Genomic DNA, 25,341 nt, shown 5'->3' on the forward strand with positions numbered 1-25,341 from the left:
GGATGAGGTGCGAGGCGCGGTGGGCACTGCTGGAAAACGATGGGCGGAAGAGAGTGGCACGAGTCGTCGTACGTGAGCCGAGCACCGGCACGAGGAGTACGCCGCCTCTGGCCGTGCCGGAGGCAGCCGCCTTCGCGAAGCGTCTGCTCGACGGCGGCTGGGCGGCGGTGTTCCTGCCCGGCGAGCTGGCCCGCTTGGGGCGGCTGCTGCTGTGGCAGCCCGTCGGGGCAGCCGCCGCCGACGGCACGCCGCCCGCGGGCCTCGGGACCGAGTTGGTGGAGCTGGTGCTGCCGCACGGCCGCTCGGTCAGGCGGCGCAAGGTGGAGGGCTACGCCCTGCCCGCCGCCGTCGCCGTGGCCGCCCTGTCCGGGGGACAACCGCCGCATCCGTCCGCCGCCGCCTGGCAGGCCGCCGCCCGCCTGTCGCTGCGGCTGCTCGCGGACGGCCGTCTCCACCCGGCCCTCACCCCTGCCGGCTACGACACCTGGCAGGCGGGCCCCTTCACCGCCGCCCAGCGTCGGACGCTGGACGCCCTGGCCGCCGCCTTCCCACCCCACGCCCACTGCCTGCCGGAGCCGGGTTCGGCCCCGCTGCGGATCACCGAACCGGCCGCGCTGGTACGCCAGTTCTGCGACACGGTCGCCGATGAACTGACCCGCACTCCGGCCGCACCACTCGCGATGGGAGCGCTGCCGTACGCCTGGCGCGAGACACGTGCCGTGCCCGCCCTGCGCGCGTGGGCCGAGGAGACCGCCGCCGCCTTCACCGCCGACGTCAGGGTTTCACTGCGGGTCGACGTACCCGAGGGACGGCGCCGGCAGTTCCGAGCCGTCCTGCAGTTGCACACCGCGGCGGATCCGGCGCTCGTGGTGGAGGCCGCACGGCTGTGGAGCGAACCAGCCGAGACCGAGCGTCTGCTCGGCCCGCGCGCCGCGACCGAGACGCTGCTTGCCCTGCGCCGCGGCGCCCGCGTCTGGCCACCGCTGGGCCGGCTGCTGAAGGACGCCGCTCCGGACCAGCTGCGGCTGACCGACGACGAGGCGTTCGACCTGCTGGGCGACGCCACCGACACCCTGCGCGCCGCCGGTATCGACGTGCACTGGCCGCGCGAGCTGGTCAAGGCACTCACCGCGGTCGCGGAGATCGGGCAACGCACCGCGCCTGGCTCCAGCGCGGGCGGCCTGCTCGACGCCGACACCCTCCTCGACTTCCGCTGGCAACTCTCGCTCGGCGGCGAACCGCTTACCGAGGCCGAGATGGACGCCCTCGCCGAGGCACGCCGACCCCTCGTGAGACTGCGCGACCAGTGGGTGGTCGCCGACCCGAAGCTGGTGGCCCGCGCCAGGCGCCGCCGGATGGAACCGCTCACCCCCATGGAGGCGCTGGGCGCCGCGCTGACCGGCGAGGCGGAGCGCGATGGGGAGACGATCGCCTGCGCGGCGGTGGGGGCACTCGGCGACCTCGTCGCCTGTATCCGCGACCCCGAATCCCGCACCCCCGCCGCCCAGCCCGCCGCCCTGAAGGCCACGCTGCGCGACTACCAGAAACGGGGCCTCGCCTGGCTCGCCGAGATGTGCGAGCTCGGTCTCGGCGGCTGTCTCGCCGACGACATGGGCCTGGGCAAGACCATCATCCTGCTCGCTCTGCACCTGCACCGCCAGACCGACCCCACCACCGCGGGACCCACGCTCGTCATCTGCCCTGCCTCCCTGCTCGGCAACTGGCAGCGCGAGGCGGCCCGGTTCGCGCCGGCCACGCCGGTGCGCCGCTACCACGGCGGCGACCGCCACCTGAAGGACCTGACCGGAGACGAGATCGTTCTGGTCACCTACGGAGTGCTGCGCCGCGACCGGGAGGCCCTCGCCGAGAACACCTGGTCGCTGATCGCCGCCGACGAGGCCCAGCACGTCAAGAACCCCTACGCCGTCACCGCCCGTGCACTGCGCGCCCTGCCCGCCCGCGCCCGCGTCGCCCTCACCGGCACCCCCGTGGAGAACAACCTCTCCGAACTGTGGGCGCTCCTCGACTGGACCACCCCCGGACTCCTCGGCCCGCTGACCGCCTTCCGCGACCGCCACGCCCGCGCGATCGAGTCGGGCGAGGATCCGCAGGCTGCCGAACGCCTGTCCCGTCTCGTACGGCCCTTCCTGCTGCGCCGCAGAAAGTCCGATCCGGGGATCGCGCCCGAACTGCCCGCCAAAACCGAGACCGACTGTGTCGTGCCGCTGACCGCCGAGCAGGCAAGCCTGTACGAGGCGGTGGTCCGCGAAACCATGGCGAAGATCGCCGAAGCCGAGGGCATCGCCCGCCGTGGCCTGATCCTGAAGCTCCTCACCGCGCTGAAGCAGATCTGCAACCACCCCGCCCAGTACCTGCGCCAGTCCACACCACTGCACGGCCGCTCCGGCAAACTGGCGCTGCTCGACGAACTGGTCGACACCATCACCGCCGAAGGCGAGTCGGTGCTGGTCTTCACCCAGTACAAGCAGATGGCGACCCTGCTGGAGAAGCACCTCGCGGAACGCGGGGTCCCCACCCTCTTCCTGCACGGCGGCACCCCCGTCACCGCGCGCGAGGAGATGGTGGACCGCTTCCAGCGCGGCGAGGTACCGGTGTTCCTGCTCTCCCTGAAGGCCGCGGGCACCGGCCTCAACCTCACCCGTGCCACCCACGTCGTGCACTACGACCGCTGGTGGAACCCGGCGGTCGAGGACCAGGCCACCGACCGCGCCTACCGCATCGGCCAGGACAAACCCGTACAGGTCCACAAACTCCTCGCGGAGGGAACCGTGGAGGACAAGGTGGCGAAGCTTCTCGAATCCAAACGCGCGCTCGCCGACGCCGTGGTCGGCTCCGGTGAGGCCGCCCTGACCGAACTGTCCGACGCCGATCTCGCCGAACTCGTCGCTCTGGGGAGACAGTCATGAGCCCCTCCGTCCCCGGCCCGCGCCGCGCGCCCACCCGCGGCAGGCGCGCCTTCGCCACGACCTGGTGGGGGCAGGCATGGGTAGCGGCCCTGGAGAACTCCACCCTGGACGCCGGGCGACTGTCCCGCGGACGCACCTACGCCCGCCAGGGCATGGTCGGCCCCGTCACCATCGCCCCCGGCCAGGTCAACGCCACCGTCCAGGGCAGCAGGCCCCACCCCTACCGCTCCGCCGTCCAGCTGCCCGTCCTCACCGACGCCCAGTGGGACACGGTTCTCGACACCATCACAGCCCGAGCCGCGCACCTCGCCGCACTCCTCGACGGCGAGATGCCCGCCGAACTCGTCGACGACGCCCGCCATGCCGATGTCCCCCTGCTCCCGCAACCCACCGAACTCGACCCCGAATGCTCCTGCCCCGACTGGGGCTACCCCTGCAAACACGCCGCCGCGCTCTGCTACGCCATCGCCGCCACCATCGACACCGACCCCTTCGTGCTCTTCACGCTGCGCGGCCGCAGTCGCGAGGAGGTCCTCGCCCAGCTGCGCGCCCGCCGTACGGCCGCCCAGACGACCTTCACCCCACCGGCCCCGGCCGGCCTCCCGGCCGCAGGCGCCTACGCAGCCTGGACCGCCCTGGCCGAACACACTCCACTCCTTCCCGAACTCCCCGAACCGGCCCCGCACGCCACCGCACTGCCCGCCGCCCCGCCACCCGACACCGGTCTGTCCACGGCGGACCTCGAACGCCTCATGGCCGACACCGCCGCACGCGCCGCACGGCTGCTCACAGGCGACACCACGAGCCTGCACCTGACCCAGTACCAGGACGCACTTCGCATCGCCGCGAACACCCCCGGACCCGAATGGTTCCACCGCCTCAACCAGAACACCGGCGCCAAACCGACCGCGTTCGCCCGCCTCACCCGCGCCTGGCGCCACGGCGGCCCCACCGGCGTCACTGTCGCCGAACAGCCCCACACCCCCGACCCGACGGCGATAACGGCCGCCCGCACCCTCCTGACCGAGGCCCTCACCGAAATGACCACCACCCCGGTCCCGCTCAGGGCCTGGCGCAACCGCCTCACTCTCACCAATCACGGCATCCAGCTGCGCCTGGGCCCCGACGCCCGCTGGTACCCCTACCGCCAGGATGATGACGGCGACTGGTGGCCAGCGGCGCCGGCCGACCCTGACCCCGTCACGGCACTCACCTCCGTCTGGCAGCAGACCGAGGAGTGACGCGTACGACAGACCTGTGAACCCGCCGCCTCAGCCCACAAGTTCACGTCGACCAGACTCCCGGCAGTGCGGTGTCGCCGGAGAAGTTCCCTGGTGGCAGAGGTGTTCGCCGTGCCGGTCGCGTTCCGACGACCGGGCGGTACTCGATTCGCTGGTAGAGGGCGTTGCTGGTGAGGTTGGCCAGATCCGTGAACAGCACGACCTCCGTCGCGCCCCTGGCCAGCGCGGCCCGGCTCACCTAGACCCGTCCTCCGCACATGCCTCGTCCGGTTGGATCGAGGTGTGAGCGGTGTCTGGTTGTCGGTGTAGTCGTTGATGTGATGTGTCGAAGATTTCGCGTGCCAAACGGCCACGGGTGCAGCGTCCACGGATGAATGTGGAGATCGCGCCCGGGGTGGAGAGGCGTCTGGGTGCGCTGCCTGCCTCTGCCGAGTTTCTGCGCCAGCTGGACGTGGCCGGGATCGTCGACGAGCTGTGCCCGGTCCGTGCGATCGCGCATCTCACCCATGGGCAGGTCATCGAGGTGCTGGTGGCCAACAGGCTGTCCGCGCCCGCCCCGCTGGTGCGGGTCGGTGACTGGGCCCGTGAATGGGCCGTGGGGGAGGTCTTCGGGATCGAGGCGGATCTGCTCAACGGCGACCGTATCGCCCATGCTCTGGACGCGATCGCGCCCCAGCTGGACGGCATCGTCGGCAGTGTGGGAGCGAGCGCGATCGCCGAGTTCGGTATCGATGTCTCGCGCCTGCACTGTGACATGACCAGCATCTCCCTGCATGGCGCCCACGAGGACTTGGAGGATGGATTCCCGCAGGTCAAGTACGGTCATCCGAAAGACCGCAGGACAGACCTCAAGCAGATCCAGGCCGGGATCGCGATCTCCGGTGATGGCGGCATCCCCGTCTTCCACCGCGCCTACGACGGCGGAGCGGCGAAGTCGCCCAGGCCGTCGGGGCGATGACGTCCCTACGCAAGCTGGCCGCACCCCGCGACTTCCTGATGGTCGGCGACTCGAAGCTGGTCTCCTACCGTTCCTATTCAGTGAGCAGGAGTGAGTCTTGGACCCATACCTGGTCACTGCGGACACCCCGAACGGTTTTGGAGGTCCTGGTCGCCCGCGTACTCGCCGCGTCCGGCGGCACGGATCGTGTCCGTGGTCCGGGAATGCGTGGGCGGGGTCCCTCACGCCCCGGGGCGCGCCGGTCGGCCTGGACGGTCCGATGCCCGTGCACATCGCTCTGGTGTGCACGGGGCGGTGTCGTCCGTCGCCGGATCGGGTGCCCCTGGGCGCGTCGTCCGATCGCGATGCTCGCCGCATCGTGCCGGGTGGTCTTACGGGTGAGGGTGGCCATCGGCTTTTGCCAGTGCTGGGCGCCCCACTTGCTGGTGTAGGCCGGGTCCACGGCGATGATCGCGATGCCTGTGGCGTCGGCCATGGAGGCCAGCCGGGCGCGGAGCCTGCCGGTCGGCATGCCGGAGATGAGCTGCCGGAATCGGCGCTTGCGCCCGTGTTTCTCTCTGGTTTTCTCGGCCTGGAAGTCGAGGTCTTCGACCGCGATGGCCTTGACGCCGCAGATCGTGGCCCAGTTCAGCAGCCGTGTGAGGGCGTGCCGTACCTGGGCGTCGCGGTGCTGAGCGTTGCCGGACAAGTCGTAGGAGAACCGGCGCGGCTGGCCGATCGGGTTGCCGTGAGTGTCGAGGCGCCATGCGGCGAGGTGGTCGGCGTTGGTGTCCACGCCGATCACGCCATCGGCGAGGGCGGCTTTGAGTGGGATGGTCTTGGTGGGTGGGATCTGCCAGGAGGCGTCCACGTACCAGCGCCCGCGCCCCGTGTGGTAGTGGATGCGGTAGGCCACGGCCCGGTTGGCCTCTACGCGGTCGGCCCACTCCTGCCCCCGGTGCGGGAACCGCACCTGCGCAGCGAGTACGTACCGGCCGTGCTTGGCGTTCGCCAGGTCGGCGAGCGGGACTGGGAGCTTGATCGATACTTCGCCCTCGGGCGTGATGCGGATCGTCTCGTTGCCGAACCTTTTCCCCGACTCGCCGTCCGCCTGGAGGAACCAGCGCTCGGCTTCCCATTGCTTACGCCACTCGGCCTCGGTGAGCTGCGCCGCATCGAGGTTGTGGCGGGTGCCGAGCAGACGTTTACCGCCACGCACGACATGCACCCGGCCCGCTTCCCGGTCGGCCCGAACCTTCTCGAGCCGGTCCTCCAGCACATGCAGCCGTCGCGTCTTGTTAAACCACTCGTGCGCGCAGCGGTAGCCGCCCGGAGCCCGCTTGGTGCCCTTCTCCCCGACCGGCAGCGACAGCCGGTGCCGGATCGTCGTGATACCGGCTTCGAGGGACTGCACGTGTGCGGCCTGGCCGCGCCGGGCGAGCGCCCACTGGTCATGCGTGGCCTTCGTGATCGACCCTGCCCACCTGGACGACGACTCGGCCGTCAAGTCCCGCTTACGGGCCGCCCATGACTCGGTGGAGTGCTCCAGGCCGTCCATGCAACGCGCTTTGAGGTCCTTCGAGGCGAGCGAGCCCAGGTGCGCCCCCACCAAGCGCAGAACCTTCTCATCCTCGGGCGTGAGATCCTTGAGCCGGGCGCGGATCGCAACACCGGACGGGCCGAGAGCCACGAACGGCGCGGCGATCGGGCGGAGGTCAGCCATGTTCGGCGGCTTCCAGTGCCTTGCGGGCGCGATTCTTCGCCGACCTGCGCCCGTACAAGCGGGCGCAGAACGAGGTCAGTACCTCCACCATGTCCCGCACCAGGTCGTCTTCGACCTCGCCGTCGTCCAGGACCAGCAGGCGACGGCCCGTCGCGGACAAGGCGGCCTCGACAAGCTCGACGTTCATCCGGCCGAGCCGGTCTTTGTGCTCCACCACCACGCAGGTCACGTTCGGATCAGCCAGCAGACGCCGGGCCTTGGAACGGCAGCCGCTCATCCCGGAAGCGATCTCCACCTCAACACGAACGACTCGGTGACCGGCCTTCGCTGCCCACGCCGACAGCCGAGCGACCTGGCGTTCCAGATCGGTCCTCTGATCGTGCGAGGACACGCGGGCATACAGGCCCAGACCTCCGATGGCCTCGGGCGTGGTGTTCGCGTCGATGTTCACCAGGATCGTGCGTGGCCCGACCCGCTGAGCCGGTACCGGCAACACCCCCTCACGGAACCAGCGATACGCGGTCTGCGGATGCACGCCCTGCGTCTTCGCCCATTCCGTCAGATTCACGCTCTGACAACGACACTCACTCATACATGGTTACGCTCACTTACCTGACTTCCAGGACCAGCAGGTGGAGACCCCAACCTGCTGGCCTGGCGCAAGCACAGGTGCGGTTCATCGCTCCGGCGCCCGCAGCCAAGATCCCCGATGACCTGTATGCCGACCTCGACATCGAGACAGCCTCTCTGGTCGACTACACCGCCGAGCGGGACGCCGGGAAACCACATGAACAGCGCGGACGCTACCGCGTGCGAAGACACCCAGACTCTGGCCGGCCCACGCAAGAGCGACCCGCAGATCGCGGTGCGCCGGATCCTGGTCCATTCCACCGCCAACGCCACGGCCCAGCAGGCAGCCCGGGCCCGGCGCCTTCAGCAGGCTGGTGAGGAACTGGACAAGCTCCAGCACGCCTGCGGCGGCCGCTGCTACAGCACCGCCGAGAAGGTCACCGCCCGGATCGGCGTCATCGTCAGGAAACGGCGCATCGCCTCCTGCCTGGTCACCGACATCGGCGCCGACACAGCCGGACGCCTCACCCTGACCTGGCACTTCGACCAGGACATCCTGGCCCGCCAAGCCGCAGCCGACGGCTGGTACGCGCTGCTGAGCACCCTTGAGCCCGCCGAGGCCGACGCGGCGGTCTTGGTGCGCTACAAGGACCAGCCGAGGGTCGAGCGCCGCTACAGCGACTTCAAGGGCCCGCTCGCCGTGGCCCCAGTGTTCTTGCAGCACAACCGCAGGATCTCCGCCCTGATCACCGTGATCTGCCTGGCCCTGCTGGTGTTCTGCCTCATCGAACGCCAAGTCCGCCAGGCCCTCGGCGGCAATCAGACGATGCGCGGTCTCTACCCCGACAACCGGGCCGTCCGCCCAACCGGACGCATGATCCTCTACCACCTCGCCAGCCTGCAGATGCGAGCCGGAACAGCCAGCGACCCGCCAATCATTCTGATCAGCCGCGGCGTTCAAGCCCACCTCCTCGAGTTACTCGGCATCGACGAAACCCGCCCCCGCTGGCTGGAAACCTGAAACCCCATGTGCGAAGTCCAGGCCTGGAGGACGACCGCCACCGGCAGTCCTGATTCGGAGTCGGAGAGTGTATCCGGTTGCGATTCTCGGCCGTCCCGGAGGATGACTGCCACAGTGCGGGATGTGGACGACATCGCCCTCTCGCCGGTTGCGATCCTGGACACCCCGGAAAGCGACCGCCATAGGACGACAGATTCTGGTGCGACTCCCGTACTCGGAGTTTGCGATCCTCGGCCGCGCCACAGGGCGGCCGCCACGCGCCTTCCTCGCCCCAGTAGGCGACCATGCCGCTGTTGCAATCCGCGGCCGCCCTGGCGGGCGACCGCCGCGGTGTCGAAGGCGTGCCGCATCCTCAGGAGGTAGGCGGTCACGCCGACGCCCATGCCGAAGCCCTTCTGGCCCAGGCTGAAGTGCTGGGAAGCGACGACGGCCACGAGGATGCTCCAGCCGATGACGTGCAGGGCGGCGATGAATGCGAAGACGGCACCCAGCCGGGACCAGTCGGCGGCGGTGACGGAACGGCGCACGAAGGACGGCTTGCCGAAGTCCGGGTCGGTTTCGGCGCGGGTGCGGGCATGATCGGTTCCTTCCGATGAGGGCGCGGCCGGCCGCGGAGCGCGAGCTGCCACGAGAAAAGCCGTGCAGACCGGTTCAGGCCCGCACGGCTTGTTCCGTCAGACCGTTCACGCCGCCGGCGGCACGTACGGGAAGGTCTTGGTGGGCTTGGCGGTGACCGACTTCTTGCCGATGCTGAGCGTCACCGGGGTGTTGCTGGCGAAGGAGAACATCACGTCGGGCGCGTTGCCGGTGAGCGTCCGGCCGTTCCAGCGCGCGAAGCCATACGACGCCGGCGTACCGACCACGTAGGGGAGGACGTTCGGGAGGATCCGGTCCACGACCGTCCTGGCGTAGGCCTCGGGGTCCTCCGCAGTGCCGTAGGCCCGGATGACACCGGCCACCGACTCGGTGAGCGCCTTGCCGTACAGCTCGACGTCCTCGGCCGGCACGTTCTCGTTCAGACGGTCACCGAGCGTCTCGTTGTACTGGGTGAACAGCGGGTGGATCATCGGCAGACCCGCGCGGTTGATCGGACGCCAGCCGCCGGCGTCGGTGGCCAGGAAGGCCACGGCCCACACGTCGATCCTGTGGTCGTGGCCCGCGATCGGCAGCAGCTCCGCGTCGGCGACCTCCAGGACGATGGAGTGGACGGTGTGTCCCGCGAAGAGGTTCGTCGCCTCTGCGGGGTTCCAGTCGGACAGGTCGACCTTCGTGCCGTCCTGGAAGGCGTGGCCGACGGCGTGCAGGACGTCGGGCTCGATCCAGAAGGGGTCGCCCGCCTTGCCGACCCAGGCCCGGCTGCCGCCGGGAAGCTCCAGCGTCTCACCCGTACGGCCCTCGCCGAGTAGCGTGCCCTCGGCGAAGTCGTTCCGAGCGTCGGGGCCGGACAGCCGGCGCACCTCGTAGGTCTGGAGCCCGTTCGCGTCGGCCTCGCCGAAGGTGAAGCGGTACGTCACATCCTCGACCGCGTCGCCGTTGGAGTCGATCTTGAACTCGTACTTGCCCTCCGGGTGCAGACCCCGGGGGATGTCCTCCCCGGCGAGCGAGTGGCTGTGGTCGGTGACGAAGACGGTGCCCTGCTCACCTCGGAAGACATACAGGTCCGTGATGTCCAGACGAGGGTCCTGGCGGGCGATGGGGGAGTCGAGGTGGTGGGACATGTCGTCTCTCGCTTTCGTGTCGTAGCCGGTTCCGCCGTTGCCGTGGCCAGTGGGTTCGTCCGCCGGCGCACTCGGTGCGAGCCGCGCTTTGCGTTCCTCAGTCTGCTGAGACGGCGCGGGACAGTCTGTCGAGACGTCTCCAAAGAGAGCTGAGCGCCTCCCCAGGGGAGCTGTGGGGTTAACCCCACAGCTCCCGGCGGCCGCCGGGAGGACTGCCGTCACCAGGACGTTCAGGCCGACTGGTCCACTTCCCGCAGATAGAAGCGGGCCAGTTGAACACGTGACCGAACGCCCAGTTTGCTGAAGGCGTGCCGCAGATGTGTGTTCACCGTGTGCGGTGACAGGAAGAGCCGTTCCGCCGCCTCACGGTTGGTCGCTCCGTGGGCGATCAGCCGTACGACGCCCAGCTCCGCCGGGGTCAGCCCGCGCCAGCCCGCCTCCGCCGCGCAGCCCCCCGTCACCGGTCTGATGCCAAGCCTGCGCAGCCGGCTGCGCAGGCGCCCGCTCTCCTCCTGCGCCCCGCACCTGTCGTACAGCTCCAGGGCCTGTTCGAAGCAGGTCCGTGCCCGAGCGGCCGATGTCGTCAGCTCCCCCGCGTCCCTGAGCGCCCCGGCCCGGAGCAGCGGCCGTGCCTCCCCGTACAGCCCGGCGGCGTCCATCAGCCGGCCGCGATCGCCGTCGAGCAGGCCTCGTGCCTGAGCGGCCGCGGCCTGGAAGAGGGCGAGACGGGGGTTGCGCCGGGCTCGGCTCTCGGCGAACTCCACCACGGCCGCGGCGAGGTCCCGCCGCTTCGACCGCAGCGCGCCGGCGATGAGTGCGGCGAGCATGGCCCGGCCCGAGACGCCGAACAGGTCGGTGACCACGCTGGTCAGCTAGATCTGGGCGTCCTCCAGGACCTTCTCGACGCGCTGCTTGTGCCGGGCGCGTTCCTGGTTGAGGACCGTTCGCAGCCGAGTCAGGTCGCGCAGCTGCCGCACCGGCTTCGGCGGCATGAACGAGGGCCTGAGCATCCAGGAGGAAGAAGTACGGCTTCCAGTACGAGCCGGTCGCTTCCATGACCACCCGCGTGACCCCCTGGCACACCAGGCGGTCGCCCAGTTCCAGAATCGCGGCCGTGGTCGCCGGGACGTTCCACACCTCCTGCACCCGCCGCCCGGCACGGCTCTCATGGGGCAGGCGCATACACACCATCCCCGACGCCTTCGCGACATCGATCGCCACGACCCGCTCCACCAAGTCCTCGGCCCTGCCGAGTTCTTCCGGCTCCGGCACCGTCCTCACCTCGCTTCCTCGAACGGCCAGGCCAGGCGGCGGCTGCCCGTGGAGCGGGAGGGGACATCGGAAAGCTGAACGGCGTGCTCGAGCGCAACAGTGCACGGCCCCTCAGACCAGCTCCGGCATCAGACTGTGTCGCGGGATCGCTCCCCCAAGTTTCTGCCGACGTCAACGGACAGCCGCCGACCCAATTTTCACGCCTTGCAAGGCGTCACGAGGAGGGGATACGGCAACGGTGTCACAACCTCTTTCCGCAGGTCATAGTGCCGCTGCCGCCGAGCGGGCGGCGGAGCTCGGCTGTGGGGATCACCTCGCGGGGGAAGAGTGCGTCATGCGCGTGCCGGCTGTGGCTACGACCACGACTGCTACCGCCGTCAGGTCTGGGCGAAGGGCATCAAGCCGGTTATCGCCCGCCGCGGCACCGAGCATGGCTCCGGACTGGGCATCAGACGGTGGGTGGTCGAGCAGACCATCGCGCTCCTGCACGCGGCTTCCGACGTCTTCGCATCCGCGGAGCCGACCGCTTGGTGGACTGCCGCGGACCGTGGTGCTCGCTCCCTGAAGCAGCGTCCGCCACCCGTGGCGGCGGCGCCTGCTGGGCGGGACCCGGTGGGTGGGGTTAGCGTACGGGCGTGACGCGTACACATTGAGGATATTTCCGGCAGCTTTGCCCGACAGAAAGGCCCCTTCCATGCGCGCCGTCACCTATGACGCCTACGCCGCCGATAACTCCCATCTGGCGGTCGGCGAGGTCCCCGACCCCAAGGTCGGACCCGGGACTGTGCTCATCGAGGTGCGCGCGGCCGGGGTCAATCCGGTGGACTGGAAGGTGATGGCCGGAGCGCTCGACGGGCTGATGGACACGGTGTTCCCGGTCATCCCCGGCTGGGACGTCGCCGGGGTCGTCACGGCAATCGGCCCGGACACACCGGAGTTCGCGGTCGGTGACGAGGTCATGGCCTACGCCCGCAAGGACGCGGTGCATGCGGGCACCTTCGCCCAGTACGTCACCGTGTCGGCCCAGGCCACCGCCCGCAAGCCCGCCATCCTGGACTGGCCGCAGGCCGGTGGGCTGCCGCTGGCGGGGCTGACCGCGCTGCGCAGCCTCGACCGGCTCGCAGTGGGAGTGGGCGACATGCTGCTGGTCCACGGTGCGGCCGGTGGGGTGGGCTCCATCGGAGTGCAGATCGGCGTCGCCCGCGGAGCCCGGGTCATCGGCACCGCCTCCGAGCGCAACCATGACTTCGTACGCGGCCTGGGCGCCGAACCCGTCACATACGGGGACGGGCTGGCCGACCGGGTGAGGGAGCTGGCGCCCGACGGGGTGGATGCGGTGGCGGACTTCGTCGGCGGGCAGGCGGAGACGACCCTGGCGGTGCTGGGTCCCCAGGGACGCCACATCTCGATCGCCGACCCCGCCGTCGAGGAGCACGGCGGCCACTGGATCTGGGTCCGACCCGACGGCGCCAAGCTCGCCGAACTGGCCGCCCTCGCCGAACGCGGCGCGCTCACGGTCGAGATCGCCGGCACCTACCCGCTGGAACAGGTCGGCACCGCCTTCGACGCCAGCCGCGCCGGCCGCACCCGCGGCAAGCTCGTGATCACGCCCTGACCCAGGCCGCCGTCAGCCCGCGGGCAGGCCGAGGGTGACGCGGGGGGCTCGCGATGAAAGCCGGCCCCGGCACCGACCACGCCCGGCCCGCACCGCACGCACACGGCCCTCGTCATCGCCGCCTGACATCAGCCGTACGGCACCGCGCCCCGCCGACATCAATGATGCCGTTGGTTAATTCGGGGCCCGGCGTGACGTCGGCCTTCACGACCCGGTTGTGGTCGTGAAGGCCGACGTTGGCGTATGGGGTGGGTTCAGGTGTCGATACAGCCGATGGAACCGGGGGAGATCCCGGCGGACACGGTGCGGGTGTCGCGGGCGTCGTTCCCAAAGGGCAGCTTTGCGACCAGGGTTCGGGACGAGCTGGGGCCGCTGTTCGGCGATGAGGTCCCGCTGAGCTCGCAGCGGGCGTTTTGATCATGCTTGTCTGGTGGGCAGTGCCAGTGCGTTTGAGTGGTGGGTTGCTTGCTGGTCGGTCATCGCCAGGCTGACAGGTGCGGTTGCGTCAGTGACGCGGATGGGGCACAGCGGTTGGTGTGGGGTCCTCTCCGGCTGTTACCAGATGCGTTTCCACCACGGCAGCTGCTTGCGGATCTTGTCCAGCTCGGCCAGCGCGTGCTCAAACTCGGGATCCTGCCAGACGGCGGCACTGATGAGCTGCTCCCTGGCGTGGGCGCGCTCGCTGGGTGTGGCGGTTGCGGCGGTCGCCCGGCGCAGGTGTGACCTGAGCGGGCGGAACCGGGGGTCCTGTCGTAGCACGGTGCCTGTTTTCAGCATCGCCTCGGCGGCGCGGTCGCGTGCCGCCTTGAGGTCTTTGCGCGTGGGCTTCGACTTGGACATGCCGTTCCTTCTGGACGAGATGATGATTTCGCCCCACCGGTGCCGGCAGGCGGGCGGGTGGTAGCGGGCACGATCCGGCGGCGCGCGGTGTGCGCGCCGCCGGGAGGCCGGCCTCGGCCGGGGGTCCGGGGTCGGCCCGAGCCGGGGTCGAGGTCGGGGGAGTACCGGGTCCGACCCTGACCCCGGGGCTTGGGTGTGATCCGCGGGGGCCGGCGGTCACGGCCCGACGGGCCGCAACCGCAGCGGGCCGCCGCTCATGTGTGGATGGCTTTGGTCTGGAGGAACTCCTCCAGGCCGTAGCGGCCGAGTTCGCGGCCGTTGCCTGACTGTTTGCGGCCGCCGAAGGGGGCGAGGAGGTCGATCTGGGCTCCGTTGATCTGTACCTGGCCGACCTGCATGCGGCGGGCGAATGCCATGGCGCCGCAGGTATGCCTGCCACAGACGGTCGGCGTCTGCCGGGGTGGCGCCGGTGCCTGACCACCACAGCCAGACCGGCTTTGGGGTTGCTCCGCTGGGCAGGTGGTCGATGTCCAGGCGAATCACCGTCCCCTCGACGATCGGGAGGGTGCCGTCGGCTGCCGCCCAGGAAGAGCGGTGGGTCAGCTTTGGGCGGAGCCGGTTCCAGAAGCGTGCGGTGGCGGTGCCGTAGAGGCGTGTGTCGGTGACGGTTTCGGTGTCCGGCGTGCCCCAGGTGTCGGGCTGGCCGAAGACGAACTCGCTGCCGTGCCGGGGTGGTCGGCCCATGGTGTGCGGCTGCCGGGGCGGGACGGCCCTGCGCAGGACGCGGTCCGAGCGCATCCGGGCCAGCACCTGCACGGGCAGGTCACCCAGCAGGAAGGCCAGGCGGGGTGCGTCGTAGCCGGCGTCCGCGATGATGAGGATGTCCGGGTCACCCGCCTGCCACTGCCCGGCGGTGATCAGTCGCTGAAGCAGATCGCGCAGCTGCCGGCCGGTGACGGTGGCACTGTCGTCGCCGGGTGCCAGACGCAGTGCGTCCAGGGGTGCGGTCCATGAGCTGCGGCCGGGCTCGAGCACGCAGACGATCGAGTAGGGCCAGCCGGGGATGGGAATGTGCTGGTCCTTGCCCCGGCCGTAGGTGTGACACAGGATCCGTTCCGGTGAGGTGTGGGCGTCGGGCCGCAGCCAGCAGGTGATGTCGACAGCCAGGACCAGCTGGCCGTCGGCAGCCCGCGGCAGTGGCACTGCGGCCAGGGCTCGCCGCAGCCGACCGGTATCGACCCGGCCCCGGGCGAGGGCGGCATAGAGCCCGCCGTGACCTCGGCGGTGTTCGCCCACCAGCGACAATTCGGCCAGCGACCTCACCGGTCCGTCACCGCACAGCACAGCATCGGCCAACTCGAACAGCGCGTCCGAACGAGCAGTGAGACAGGAGTAGAACTCGCCCCGGAAGCGTGACAGTTCCGCCAACGCCTCCTGCCGGGCATCGTGATGCAGCAGACTCATCCTCACGGCCTTCGTGCTGGACGTGTGTGTTCCTTGGTCGGAGCACATGTTCAGACGAAGGCCGCTTCCGCGTACGGCAGTTACCGGTCCGAGTGATCAAGTTCGACGCACATTCGACGTCGGACGTTAAAGATCAAGTTAGGGTGCGGTGCTGTTGTCATGAAGGGCCGTCATGTCGAGCGCGGCGCGGATCTGGGTGAGGGACACGAAGGCGTCCCGCATGTCGATGGCGAGCATGCGGCGGCAGACTGCGAGCTTTTCTGCGATTGAGGTCTGGGCTGCCCTGTTGCCATGTGATCCGTCCGTCAGGGAGGTAGCAAATTCTGCGGTGGTCACCGCCCAGCCGATGAAAAGCATCAGCCGGTCGTCTTCCCGATCCTCGGCGTTGGCCTCACCGGGCGAGCGTGCCACGGAACCGGGCCGCAGCCGCTGCCACACCTCGGCCAGAATGGGTGCGAGTACTTCGAGCCAATGCCGGGAGTCGAACGGCAGCTGTGTCAGATCGAGGATGCGGCGCACCCGTTCGGTGGGATCTTTTCCTGTGAGCTGCAGGCGCGTGCGGGCAGCCGCGAGCCGGGTGTGCAGGTCGTCGGTGACCAGCGCCAGCAGTGGGGACGGCCGGGCCTCGGTAGCGGCGGCCGCGAGGTGACGCAGTGCACGGATGACGTCACGAGGCAGTCCAGCTCCGACTATGTGGCACAGGAGCGCCGACGGGGCTGGGATGCCCGTCAGTCGTCGTTGCAAGAGTTCTACCGTTTCCGTGGCGGTGAGGGGCTCGACGGAGATGACCTCATCCAGCGCGCTCTCGAAGGCGTCCTGGAAGGGCAGGCCGCGCTGCTGGAAGCGAACCATCGCGCTGAGCGAGACGGCAACGAGGAAATAGCAGTTGGCCAGTCCGAACAGCGTCTTGAGGTCGTTTAGGAGCCGAATCACCTCCTCGTCGTCGTCGACCTTGTCGAGCTCGTCGACGGCGATGACGACCCGATATCCGCTGTTGTTGAGCGCCCCAACGAACTGACGGAACTGCTGGACGATCTCCGGTGTTGTCCAGGGCCGCCCCTCATACAGCAGGTTTCCGCTGCCGTTTGCTTCGATCCCCAGCAGTACTGGAAGCTTCAACCCTGCTGACAGCGACCGTTCCTCGCGGAAATACAGTCGGTTGAGGATCACGCCGGCCGCCTCCGTCAGGTCGCGGATCCGCTGCCCCGACGATCGTGCGATCATCGATCCGCCGACCGTGGCGGACGTGTACCGGAGGCGTCGGTGCATGCGCTGCACCGTGCTGCTGGCATCGAATGCGACGACCGCGCAGACGAGGGCCAGGCCGACCAGTGCGGCCAGGACCACCTGCCGCCCGTTGGCCTCAACCCAGCCCGCGGCGACGGGAATCGCCGTGAGCGCGATGGCCAGTAGCACGGCCGCCGCGGTGCGCTTCACGGTCGATGTGGCCGCGGCGAGGTATCCGTGCGGGGCGAGGCGCTGTGAGGAACCGCCCGTGCGGATGACCTCACGGCAGACCGTAGCCAAGATTTGTGTGATGAAATCGGCAGAGTCGTAGCGTACTGGAGCCGAAATCTGCACGCCGAGTTGGCTTCCGGACGAGTGCGGATGATGGAACAACCGGGTTTGGGCCAGAAACGACAACAGCGTGGTCTTGCCGACCCCGCGGGGGCCGGCAAGACCGATGGCAGCACCCCCGGGCGCGCCGATTCTCGCGGCCGTTCGCTGGAAGGCGGCAGTCTCCAGCCTGAAACGGTCGGGAGTTTGGGTGGTGAGAACCGCTGGGTCGTACCGTACGGCGACGAAGCCGTCGGTCACCGTTAGCTCCTCGTTGAGCCGTTGCCGAAGGAACGGCAGGAGCACGGATCCCTGCATGGCGTCCTGCAGCGCTTCCACGGCTGCGGCGACGGCGATGGCGTACCTGGAGATGAACGCCTTCTGCCGGCGCACCTCGAACCCGGCCGCCCGCCGGTTCGCCAACAGTGTCCCCACCAGAGCACTGACGCCTGAGACCGTGACGACCAGGGCGGGATAGAGTACTGCAGCCGATCTGGACACCGCAGAGCCGGCCAGAGCTGCCAGGCCCACCGTCGTCGCCGTCATGGCGCAGGGCCCGAGGAATTCGGCTGTCTTTCCGCGCCGACGGGGCTGTCCCATCCTGATCCAGGTCTCGCGGGCCGCATTCCGCTCTGCCTGCGCGAGCAGTTCTGCTGCTCGGGGGACCACCTCCCGCGAAATCAGCTCGTCCTCATTGGCGAGTATCTCGAGAAAGTAGGCCAGGGGGGACTGCCCGAGGGCGGCCATGGCCGACTGCATCTCGGGCAGGTGAACCGCGATTTCGGCATGAGCGCGAAGTTGCACCGTCTCGGACAGGTTCCACCGCTCCAGTGGCTCCTCGATCCGTGACCGGCGCCTGGCCACTCGAAGGGCCCTCAGGCCCCCGCTGGTGACAAGATGCGGGTCCACGCCCAGCAATCGGCCAACGAGGCGGGCGAGCTCGGACAAGTCCCGAGCGCCCTGCCCTCCGGCCCGCCCCGTGGCAGATACACGCAGGTCGAACACCCGGCCTGACATGTCAATTGAGCCGCCCCGCAGGACCTGCGGTAGGACCGCCTCGGCAGCCAGATTTACTCGCTCTTCTTGACCCGAATCCTCACGAAGGCGAGCCACTCCGAGAAGAAGTCGCTCTCGCGGATGGACGCGCAACCACTCCTGAAGGATGAGGTTCCCGGCCTCCGCACCGACCGTATCCGGGCTGCCAAGGTGAAGATAGTGGCGGGCGCGCAATGCCGCCTCATAGGAGTCAGACAGGTTGTCGACCTCATCAGCGGGTCGCATGTCGACCACCACACGCAGCTGTCCGCGCCGCAGGCGAGGCTGTCCAAGCCGGCGTACGGTATCGGCGAGCTGAAGAGCCATATCGCGGTCGGCGTCGGCGACCGGACCGACGTACAAGTCAATCTCCCGCCACCTGCGCAACCGGCCGCGAAAGTACTCCAACAGCGGGAACGGCGGAGCCGGCGCATGCATGCCCTGGTACGTCAGCGGATCCCCGGTGTCCGGCGGCGCGCGGTGCGCGCGACTTACCAGTCTTCGCCAGCCACTGCGAACCGTCACGATCGCCAGCAGCGCCCCGCCACCTGCGGCGACCACTCCCACCAGGACAGGCCAGTCCACACGGCTGTGCTGTTCCCGCCACAGCAGCACGCCCAACGTCGAGCTCAGCAAGACAAGGAGCGTCAGCGTTGCAACGATGCCGAAGACCAGATAGCGGGTCCTTCGGCGCTGGCGAACGTGCTCCCCAGCGAGCTCATCGAGCGGAACGCCATGCAGGACCGCCGCCAGCGAAGCCAGCGTGTCCATCAGCCTGGGGTCCCGCAGGGTCAGCTGGTGCTCACCTCTGGCCCAGCGTAGATCCACCCACCTCGGCTCATCTGCGAACACTCCAAACAACGCCTGGGGAACGGCGCTGCTCCGATCCTGAGCAAAGTCGCCTGTCTGGGCGTCCCACACGACCTCGCCGTCGGTGACGACAAGCAGTATGCGCCCGGCGTCATGCTGCTGCAGGAAAGTGGTGACCTCCCGGTTCAGCCAGGGAGACATTGCCCCGGCCGGAGACAGCAAAACGATCAAGTACCGGGACGACAGCAGCGCCTGTTCCAGTGCCGACCACAAGGATGACGAGGCTGCCAAGGACGTGGTGTCCCGGAACACGCGCAGTACCCGCGTCTGATACCACGCCCTACCGAAGACCTGGAGGCCGCGCGCGACGGCGTCGGCGATGGAGGTATCCGCATGCGCGTACGTGACGAAAGCGTCGTACCGCTGTGTCCGACGCTCAACCACAACAGCCCCCGACCCCCGTGGATGGACCGACATTGTGCCACGCCGCCCGAGCCCGGCGGCCTCCCACCGATAGCGTGGCCGTACGTCCCGCAAGCGCCGCCGAACAACACCGCAGCAATCCGCCCCTGCCGCGCGGATGTACGCCACGCAGGCCGAGGAACTGGAGACGCTGGCCCGGGAGTATCCCGATCCCGCTCGCCGATCTAGGCCGCGCGCCCGGATTCCCTCGGCGATGCACGCCAACTGCCCAGCGGTGGCGCCCCGTCCTCCGGATGCTCCGCCACCGCCACCAAAACTGTGCCGTCGGCCATGCCGTCCCCCTTCCCCGGTGGCCCGCGCCACCCCCCCATCCAGTGTTCGCGGACTCCGCACGCATGATCGGCCGACAGCCGGTCAAACCACCCCATCGGCTCACAGTGCGGACCGCTCCTTGACGTGTCAACGCCCACGCGGCCGGCATCCCGTCGCAGTACCTGATCAACGGTCTTGCGGATCATTCACCCCTCTAAGACCGTGCCGATCTTCCGACGTGTCGTTAGTCGTAGTGCTCCGGCCGGGACGGCCGGCAACCGATCCAGCGGAAGGAAACCGACACAGATGTACGGCACGCGGCGCATGACGGTAGTGGCCTCGATTGTGGGGATGCTCATGGCTGTTCCCGCCGGCATGGCCACGGCCCATGCCGGTGACGGCGACGTGGGGGCGGGCGGTGTGCTGTCCAACCTCTCCGGCCGGAACTCCTCCGGCCACGCCAACCTCTGCGGGACGGGCAAGGTGGCGCTCTTCAAGGAGCGCACCTGTGTGGCCGAGGACGACGGCAAGGGGGGCGGCGACCAGGCGGGCCCCAGCGGCGGCGTCCTGTCCAACTTGCTCTTCGCCCGGAACGCCTCGGGACACAGCAACAACTGCGGCAATGAGACGGTGGCCGTGTTCAGCAAGACCACCTGCGTCACCGCGGACCGCTCCGGCCACTGAGCAGCCACACCGGTTCAGTGAAGAGAGGGGCACGATGTCGTCAACTTCCCTGTGTGTGGGCGTAGTAGCGCCTTTGACGGGTCGACTGGCCCCTCTCGGGTCACCGTTGTCGTACGCTCTGCGCCGGCTCGCACCCCGGCTCGCGCACATTCGCAACGGTGGCCGCCGCCACGACGTGACCATCGTCGTGCGCGACAGCCGTTCGGATCCTGACGCGGCCCGGCAGGCCGTGCGCGACCTGGCCGATGCCGACGGCGCGAACGTCGTGCTCACCATGGCCGGCACCCGGGTCCTGCCCGCCGTCACCGACGCCTGCGAAGAGGCCCGGGTCCCCTGTGTGTCGACCACGTTCCCCTGGCAGGCGTACGTCCACACACGCGGCGCCGGGCCCGGGCACCGTTTCCGGTGGACGTACCACTTCGCGTGGGGACTGGACGACATCGCGGCCGTCTTCGCCGACCTGTGGGATCGTGTCGACGGGCGGGGCGCCGTCGGGTGCCTCTGGAACGACGACCTGCAGGGCGGCCTGCTGCGTCACGACCGGTACGGCTTCGCCCCGGTGACATCCCCGCGCGGGCACACCCTGGTCGACCTAGGCGCCTACCGGGAACCCGCCGACGGCTTCCACGCGCAGGTCGGCCGCATGCGGAAGCACGGCGCCGACCTCATCACCAGCGCCGCCACCGCCACCGACCTCGCCCTCTTCCACCGCCAGGCCCGCGAGGCAGGGCTGCGTCCGCGGCTGATCACCTGCTCACGCTGGCTGACCTACCCGCACACCCACACCGCCCCCGCCCCCGACGTCCACAGTGAACTCGCCGACGCGGGCGTGGCCACCCTGGTCTACTGGAGCCCCGGCCACCCCTACCGCTCCAGCCTGGACGGCACCACGTGTGCCGAGCTCGCCCACGCCTACCAGCAGGACACCGGCGCGGCCTGGCTCCAGCCCCTCGGCCTGGCCCACGCCCTCCTGGAGACGGCGCACCACGCTCTCGCCGTCGCGGACGACCCCACCGACCGGGCCTCCGTCGCGGAGGCCCTCGCCGGCACTAGCCTCGACACCATCGCCGGGCGCCTCGACTGGACCCGGGGGCCGACGCCCAACATCGCCCTCCTCCCTCTGGTCGGCGGACAGTGGCACCACGGCGCAGAAGGCCCCCGGCTCGCCGTCGTCAGCAACCGCGTACATCCGGGCGTACCGCTCACCGGGGAGCTCACGTCGGCACGTTGACGTCCGCCCGAACCGCCCGCCGCAAGTGCTCCCCGGTGAACGACCCCTTTGCCTGCAGGAGTTGGTGGGCGTCCCCTCGAAGACGATCTCGCCGCCGTCCGGACCGAGGCCGATCACCCAGTCGGCCCGGGCGACACGTCGAGGTTGCGCTCGACGACGATGACCGTGTTACCCGAGTCGACGATCCGGTCCAGCAGGGCGACGAGGCCCGCCACGTCCGCCATGCGCAGGCCGGTCGTCGGTTCGTCGAGCATGTAGACCGCGCCCGTCCGGTGCAGTCGCGTGGCCAGTTTGATGCGCTGCCGTTCGCCGCCGGAGAGCGTGGAGAGGACCAGGCCGAGGACGCCCTGGTTGCATCGTTCCAGCGGGCCCTCGATGGGGATGACCCGCTTCGCGAGGAAAACCGAGGAGATGGTCAGGGCGGAGGATTGGCGACGGAGCGCTCGGGGGGTCTGTTCGCAGCTGACGGTTGTGGGATGGTGCTCGTGGACGGCAGCAGCAACGGCGGAGGGTGGCTGACCTTGGCGATCTTCGTTTGCGGGTCGCTTTGGCTCCGGTGGCCTACCTGTGGGGGCGGCTCCGCGGCGGTCAGCAGGTCGTCGCCCTTCGCGCTGCTGCGCGGGCCCTGGAGGCCCTGTCTGGGATCGTGGATCCGAAGGCAGCGCCGCGGGTGCTCGCGGCTCGGCTCACCGACCGGCTAGAGGAGGTCGGGAGTGAGACTCTGGTGCGCGATCCGATGGGCCGGCTGCTAGGTCGGGGGCTGGTTCAGCGCCCTGCTTGCCCGGACTTGAGGTGCGATGACAGCGTCCGTCTCGACACCGGTACCGACTGCCCGGCCTGCGGGAACATCGTCCACACGCGGTGCACTCTGCGGGCTCGGGTCGCGGCCCAGGTGGAGGCGGAGATGCCGTACAGCGATCCGGCCGCGCGCCGGGCCGAGGTCGAGCGGAGACTGCGCGAGGAGACCGTCCTCGAGGAGCAGCGGGCGCAGGGCCCGGGCCGAGCGTGAGGTTGAGCAGCGTCGGCAGGTGATCGCTCGGCGCCGTGCCCTCAAGGAGGACGCAAAGCTGGCCCACAGGCAGGCGCCGTGTGCGGACTGCGGGCTCTGCCCGAATCCGCGGGCCTGTGTCCGGTGTGCTCCTCCCGGCGGCGTACCGAGGGACTGGTGCGGGAGGCGGTCGCTGTGCGGGCTGACCTGTCGGACGCGGCCGGGGTCGCCGAGCTCACCCAGCAGTGCGAGACGGACACCCGCGCCCTGCTGGCGACGGCGTGCGAGCGGGCCTGCGGTTCGGACGCCGATCCGGCTCTGGTCGCGTTCACCGCGCCGCAGGTGGCGCAGCGGATCCGGGACGAGCGGCACGCAGCCGCGCTGCGCCGACTGCTGGGATCGGAAGAGGCGGTGGCGGAGGCCGACGCCGCGTACGAGGCGTGCCTGCGGCGGGGCGGCCGCAGAGCCAAAGACGTTGCTGAGCAGGCCGCGGTCACTGCGGGCCGCCGAGCTGCCGAGCTCCTCCTCCGCCAGCGCCTTGGCGAGCTGCATGCTGTCCGCCAGCGTGCGGCCATGGCGTGTCCGGCCGCAGGCAGGATGACGGTGGACGCTGCGTAACGGAGAGCTGCCTCTCGGCTCGTACGGGCTGAGCCGTGTTCAGCAGGTACAGCGCGTCTGATGGGGCAGCAGTGGTCTTCCTTGAGGAGTTCAGGTGATGCTCAACTGCCGCTCGCCCGCAGTTTGGCGATATGGCCTGCGACCTGCCGCACGGTCTGATCGCCCATTCCGAGGAACCAGCTCTCCTCCATGACGAGGCCGTGTCTCTGGCGAAGATGGTGTCCCAGGTGCAAAGCCGTTAGGGAATCGAGCCCGTGTTCCGAGAGCGTCACATCTGCATCCAACTGGGACCGTTGAAGTCCAAGTGCCTCTTCCATGCCGTCCAGGAGCCAGGACAATTCTTCGGTGCAGTCCTGTGCTGGGGGTAGCTCGGTAGAGAGCTCCTGGCTGGAGTCGCCGTCCAGCACCCCCCTCGCTGCCGAAGCGAAGTCCATCAGAGCGGTTCGGACACCGACGCGCTGCCGTCCGCAGATGGCGAGGTATCCAGCGACCGTGTCGTCGCCGGTGCCGGCTGTTCCTGTGGCGACTGCCGTCATCGCTGTGTGGAAAAGGACCAATCCCTCTTCCACGCGCTTGGCGGCTGGAAGGACGGAGGGAGGGCCCTCAACAAAGACCGAGGCGGTGGCGAGCCGTACGGCGTTGATGAGTGGTTTCGTCTCGTTCAGGCGCGTCACGAGTCGCTCTGAGTCTTCCGCAGTCCGTTGGCCCCGCAGGTTGGTGTAAAGAGACCCGAGTTCGTCCCGGGCCTCTGCGCCGGCACGGAGGAGAGCACCGTATGTGTCGCGCCTCAACTGGCGCCGCCACTGCTCTTGTTGACTTGTTGCCTGGATGGATGCTTGTCGGCGACCTGCCCAGGCTGTGACAAAAGCGGCCCCTGTTGCGCCAACCGAACCCACAGCCGCCCCGATGACCGCTACCCACGCCTGATCCACGTTCGAAGAGTAGCTACCCGAGCCGCACTTACTGCCAGGTTCGCCTGTCGGAAGAGGCGGTGGCGAAGGCCGACGCCGCGTACGAGGCGTGCCTTCGGCGTTGCGGCCGCGGTGCCCAAGGGGCTGCTGAGCAGGCCGTGGACGCGGCGGGCCGCCGTGCCGCCGAGTTCCTCTTCCGCACACCCCCGCGTCGGAGGGGAGGACGCAGGCCAAGACCGGAAAGCCCGCCGCCCCGACGGAGCACCCCGCGTGGGCAGGGACGACACAAGAGCGAGACGGCTATGGAGGCCGAGCGTGGGACTACCCCCGCGCGGGCGGGGACGACAGCGCTGTCGAGTGAAGGTCCACCCAGTCCGCCGGACTACCCCCGCGCGGGCGGGGGTTGTCCGAAGCGGCCGGCGGCAGCCCTGTCACGGACGCGGTGGTCCCCGCCCGCGCGGGGGTTGTCCCTAGCCCGCGAGCGCGGCATCGCCGTCTGGCGTCACGTGCAATGCCCGCAGCGGTGGCTGCCGCTTCGGTGCCCGGTCGGCCGACAACCGGTGATCTCGGGGTTCCGCCCACGTTGTCGCATCGTGCTCGCCAAGAGCGCGCACTCCGTCGGAGGGCTTGTCGGGAGGTAGTCGTGAGTCGAGTTGTGCCGTCGATTCCATCGAGCGACTCACGGCGCGCGGATTCCTCGAGCGCGCGGACGCGGACAGCGTCTACAGCGATTCGCCTGGTCGACCGCCGGGACCTGCGTGCCCCGGTTCCTCATGGACTGGAACGCGGCAAAGGCCAGCGCGCCGATGCCGGGACCGCTTGCCGGGCCTGCCGTGGAGACTTCCTCTCCGTGATGGCGTTGCCCTCGTGCGTCAGAAGGAGTCGGTGGGTGCGGCGCGGGCCAGCGGTTCCGGGTCTCCGTACAGGATGGCGTGCAGCGGCCGCGAGTTCGCGGGCCCGCTGCTCTGATGCAGCCCTGTGCGGGACGTGCAGAGGCCAACATCGCCCGGCTGTCCCAGGCGGTGGTCATCATGACAGGACCTGAGATCAAGGAGCAGGTCCTCACCGTGGCTACCGAGTTCGTCCACCGCCCGGGGCCCGCGATCCCACGGCAGCAAGCACGCTCCCAAACTGGGACCCCGGCACGGCGGCCACGCCGCCGCACCTGACCTGTCGCAGTGAAGGCTGAGCGATTCTCGTCGGAGGTTGAGTACCGAACCGCTCGAGACCAGGCGGGCAGAAACCGGGTGACGTGCCCACACCGCGCATGGCGATCGCTGTGCACGTCGGTGAACCTGATGCCCGGGCTCCGAGTGCGCCCGCGTTGCGGGCCCCTGAGTCCTAATACCGCAACCGCATGTGGCGTGACGGTCGGCCTTGCTGCTCGTTGTTCTGACAGTGTGAAGAGTCGCTGACGGTTGAGCAGGTTGAGTCGTGGTCCGGG

The 25,341-nt window shown here is 69.5% G+C and carries 16 protein-coding genes and 5 pseudogenes; 10 read left to right on the plus strand and 11 right to left on the minus strand.

Annotation, left to right across the window (positions count from 1 at the left end; all coding sequences use genetic code 11):
• Positions 1-2: 2 nt before the first annotated feature.
• On the plus strand, positions 3-2,927 hold the full coding sequence (locus ACFVJQ_RS38350) for a DEAD/DEAH box helicase (RefSeq protein ID WP_385790370.1): 2,925 nt from the start codon (positions 3-5) through the stop codon (positions 2,925-2,927).
• Positions 2,924-4,168: an SWIM zinc finger family protein gene (locus tag ACFVJQ_RS38355; RefSeq protein WP_385790372.1), complete on the plus strand. Its 1,245-nt coding sequence runs from the start codon at positions 2,924-2,926 to the stop codon at positions 4,166-4,168. The genes ACFVJQ_RS38350 and ACFVJQ_RS38355 overlap by 4 nt, the downstream gene beginning before the upstream one ends.
• 43 nt (positions 4,169-4,211) lie before the next feature.
• On the opposite strand, the pseudogene ACFVJQ_RS38360 reads toward ACFVJQ_RS38355, so the two are convergent.
• Positions 4,212-4,406, minus strand: a pseudogene (locus ACFVJQ_RS38360) (GNAT family N-acetyltransferase); the annotation flags it as partial.
• Positions 4,407-4,538: 132 nt separating this feature from the next.
• Here ACFVJQ_RS38360 and ACFVJQ_RS38365 point away from each other — a divergent pair.
• Entirely contained in the window at positions 4,539-5,126 is a 588-nt protein-coding gene (locus tag ACFVJQ_RS38365) for a DUF4277 domain-containing protein (protein ID WP_385790374.1), read from the plus strand.
• A 73-nt stretch (positions 5,127-5,199) separates the two neighbouring features.
• Here ACFVJQ_RS38365 and ACFVJQ_RS38370 read toward each other — a convergent pair whose 3' ends face one another.
• Both ACFVJQ_RS38370 and ACFVJQ_RS38375 read right to left on the minus strand, forming a co-directional pair.
• A complete protein-coding gene (locus ACFVJQ_RS38370) occupies positions 5,200-6,828 on the minus strand; it encodes an IS200/IS605 family accessory protein TnpB-related protein (RefSeq protein ID WP_385790376.1) in 1,629 nt (542 codons plus the stop codon).
• Positions 6,821-7,396 (minus strand): IS607 family transposase, encoded by a 576-nt coding sequence (locus ACFVJQ_RS38375; RefSeq protein WP_385517547.1) that lies wholly within the window; start codon positions 7,394-7,396, stop codon positions 6,821-6,823. The genes ACFVJQ_RS38370 and ACFVJQ_RS38375 overlap by 8 nt, the downstream gene beginning before the upstream one ends.
• Before the next feature lie 219 nt (positions 7,397-7,615).
• Between ACFVJQ_RS38375 and ACFVJQ_RS38380 the strand changes: the two genes are divergently transcribed.
• Both ACFVJQ_RS38380 and ACFVJQ_RS38385 read left to right on the plus strand, forming a co-directional pair.
• Complete coding sequence (locus ACFVJQ_RS38380; RefSeq protein WP_385790378.1) at positions 7,616-8,419, plus strand: hypothetical protein; 804 nt, start codon at positions 7,616-7,618, stop codon at positions 8,417-8,419.
• A gap of 284 nt (positions 8,420-8,703) precedes the next feature.
• Positions 8,704-9,015 carry a hypothetical protein gene (locus tag ACFVJQ_RS38385; protein ID WP_385517551.1) on the plus strand — a complete coding sequence of 104 codons (312 nt, stop codon included), beginning with the start codon at positions 8,704-8,706 and terminating at the stop codon, positions 9,013-9,015.
• Between the two features lie 87 nt (positions 9,016-9,102).
• Here ACFVJQ_RS38385 and ACFVJQ_RS38390 read toward each other — a convergent pair whose 3' ends face one another.
• Positions 9,103-10,137, minus strand: coding sequence for a DUF4331 family protein (locus ACFVJQ_RS38390; protein ID WP_385790380.1), 1,035 nt, complete (start codon positions 10,135-10,137; stop codon positions 9,103-9,105).
• Positions 10,138-10,367: 230 nt separating this feature from the next.
• Positions 10,368-11,000, minus strand: coding sequence for a response regulator transcription factor (locus ACFVJQ_RS38395; protein WP_385790382.1), 633 nt, complete (start codon positions 10,998-11,000; stop codon positions 10,368-10,370).
• A gap of 799 nt (positions 11,001-11,799) precedes the next feature.
• Between ACFVJQ_RS38395 and ACFVJQ_RS38400 the strand changes: the two are divergent.
• A pseudogene (locus ACFVJQ_RS38400) lies at positions 11,800-12,035 on the plus strand (hypothetical protein); the annotation flags it as partial.
• Positions 12,036-12,103: 68 nt separating this feature from the next.
• A complete protein-coding gene (locus tag ACFVJQ_RS38405; protein WP_385517561.1) occupies positions 12,104-13,024 on the plus strand; it encodes an NADP-dependent oxidoreductase in 921 nt (306 codons plus the stop codon).
• 555 nt (positions 13,025-13,579) lie between these two features.
• Here the strand turns inward: ACFVJQ_RS38405 and ACFVJQ_RS38410 are convergent.
• From ACFVJQ_RS38410 to ACFVJQ_RS38425, 4 genes and pseudogenes are all read right to left on the minus strand, one after another.
• Complete coding sequence (locus tag ACFVJQ_RS38410) at positions 13,580-13,864, minus strand: hypothetical protein (RefSeq protein WP_385517837.1); 285 nt, start codon at positions 13,862-13,864, stop codon at positions 13,580-13,582.
• Between the two features lie 254 nt (positions 13,865-14,118).
• A pseudogene (locus tag ACFVJQ_RS38415) lies at positions 14,119-14,283 on the minus strand (aldehyde dehydrogenase family protein); the annotation flags it as partial.
• A gap of 298 nt (positions 14,284-14,581) precedes the next feature.
• Positions 14,582-15,376, minus strand: a pseudogene (locus ACFVJQ_RS38420) (transposase); the annotation flags it as partial.
• Positions 15,377-15,466: 90 nt separating this feature from the next.
• Positions 15,467-19,174, minus strand: coding sequence for a toll/interleukin-1 receptor domain-containing protein (locus tag ACFVJQ_RS38425; protein ID WP_385790384.1), 3,708 nt, complete (start codon positions 19,172-19,174; stop codon positions 15,467-15,469).
• Between the two features lie 648 nt (positions 19,175-19,822).
• Here ACFVJQ_RS38425 and ACFVJQ_RS38430 point away from each other — a divergent pair.
• Both ACFVJQ_RS38430 and ACFVJQ_RS38435 read left to right on the plus strand, forming a co-directional pair.
• A complete protein-coding gene (locus ACFVJQ_RS38430; protein WP_385790386.1) occupies positions 19,823-20,149 on the plus strand; it encodes a hypothetical protein in 327 nt (108 codons plus the stop codon).
• Positions 20,150-20,183: 34 nt separating this feature from the next.
• The gene (locus ACFVJQ_RS38435) at positions 20,184-21,380 is read left to right on the plus strand and encodes an ABC transporter substrate-binding protein (RefSeq protein ID WP_385517848.1); all 1,197 of its coding nucleotides are present in this window, start codon (positions 20,184-20,186) and stop codon (positions 21,378-21,380) included.
• On the opposite strand, the pseudogene ACFVJQ_RS38440 reads toward ACFVJQ_RS38435, so the two are convergent.
• Positions 21,364-21,721: pseudogene (locus tag ACFVJQ_RS38440) on the minus strand (ATP-binding cassette domain-containing protein); the annotation flags it as partial. The gene ACFVJQ_RS38435 and the pseudogene ACFVJQ_RS38440 overlap by 17 nt on opposite strands.
• Positions 21,722-22,563: 842 nt before the next feature.
• Between ACFVJQ_RS38440 and ACFVJQ_RS38445 the strand changes: the two are divergent.
• Positions 22,564-22,986 (plus strand): hypothetical protein, encoded by a 423-nt coding sequence (locus ACFVJQ_RS38445; RefSeq protein ID WP_385790388.1) that lies wholly within the window; start codon positions 22,564-22,566, stop codon positions 22,984-22,986.
• A gap of 101 nt (positions 22,987-23,087) precedes the next feature.
• Here ACFVJQ_RS38445 and ACFVJQ_RS38450 read toward each other — a convergent pair whose 3' ends face one another.
• The gene (locus ACFVJQ_RS38450; RefSeq protein WP_385790390.1) at positions 23,088-23,660 is read right to left on the minus strand and encodes an acyl carrier protein; all 573 of its coding nucleotides are present in this window, start codon (positions 23,658-23,660) and stop codon (positions 23,088-23,090) included.
• Positions 23,661-25,341: the final 1,681 nt, after the last annotated feature.

Origin of the sequence: Streptomyces sp. NPDC127197 (assembly GCF_042672405.1) — a bacterium.
GTDB classification, from domain to species: Bacteria; Actinomycetota; Actinomycetes; order Streptomycetales; family Streptomycetaceae; genus Streptomyces; species Streptomyces flavusporus.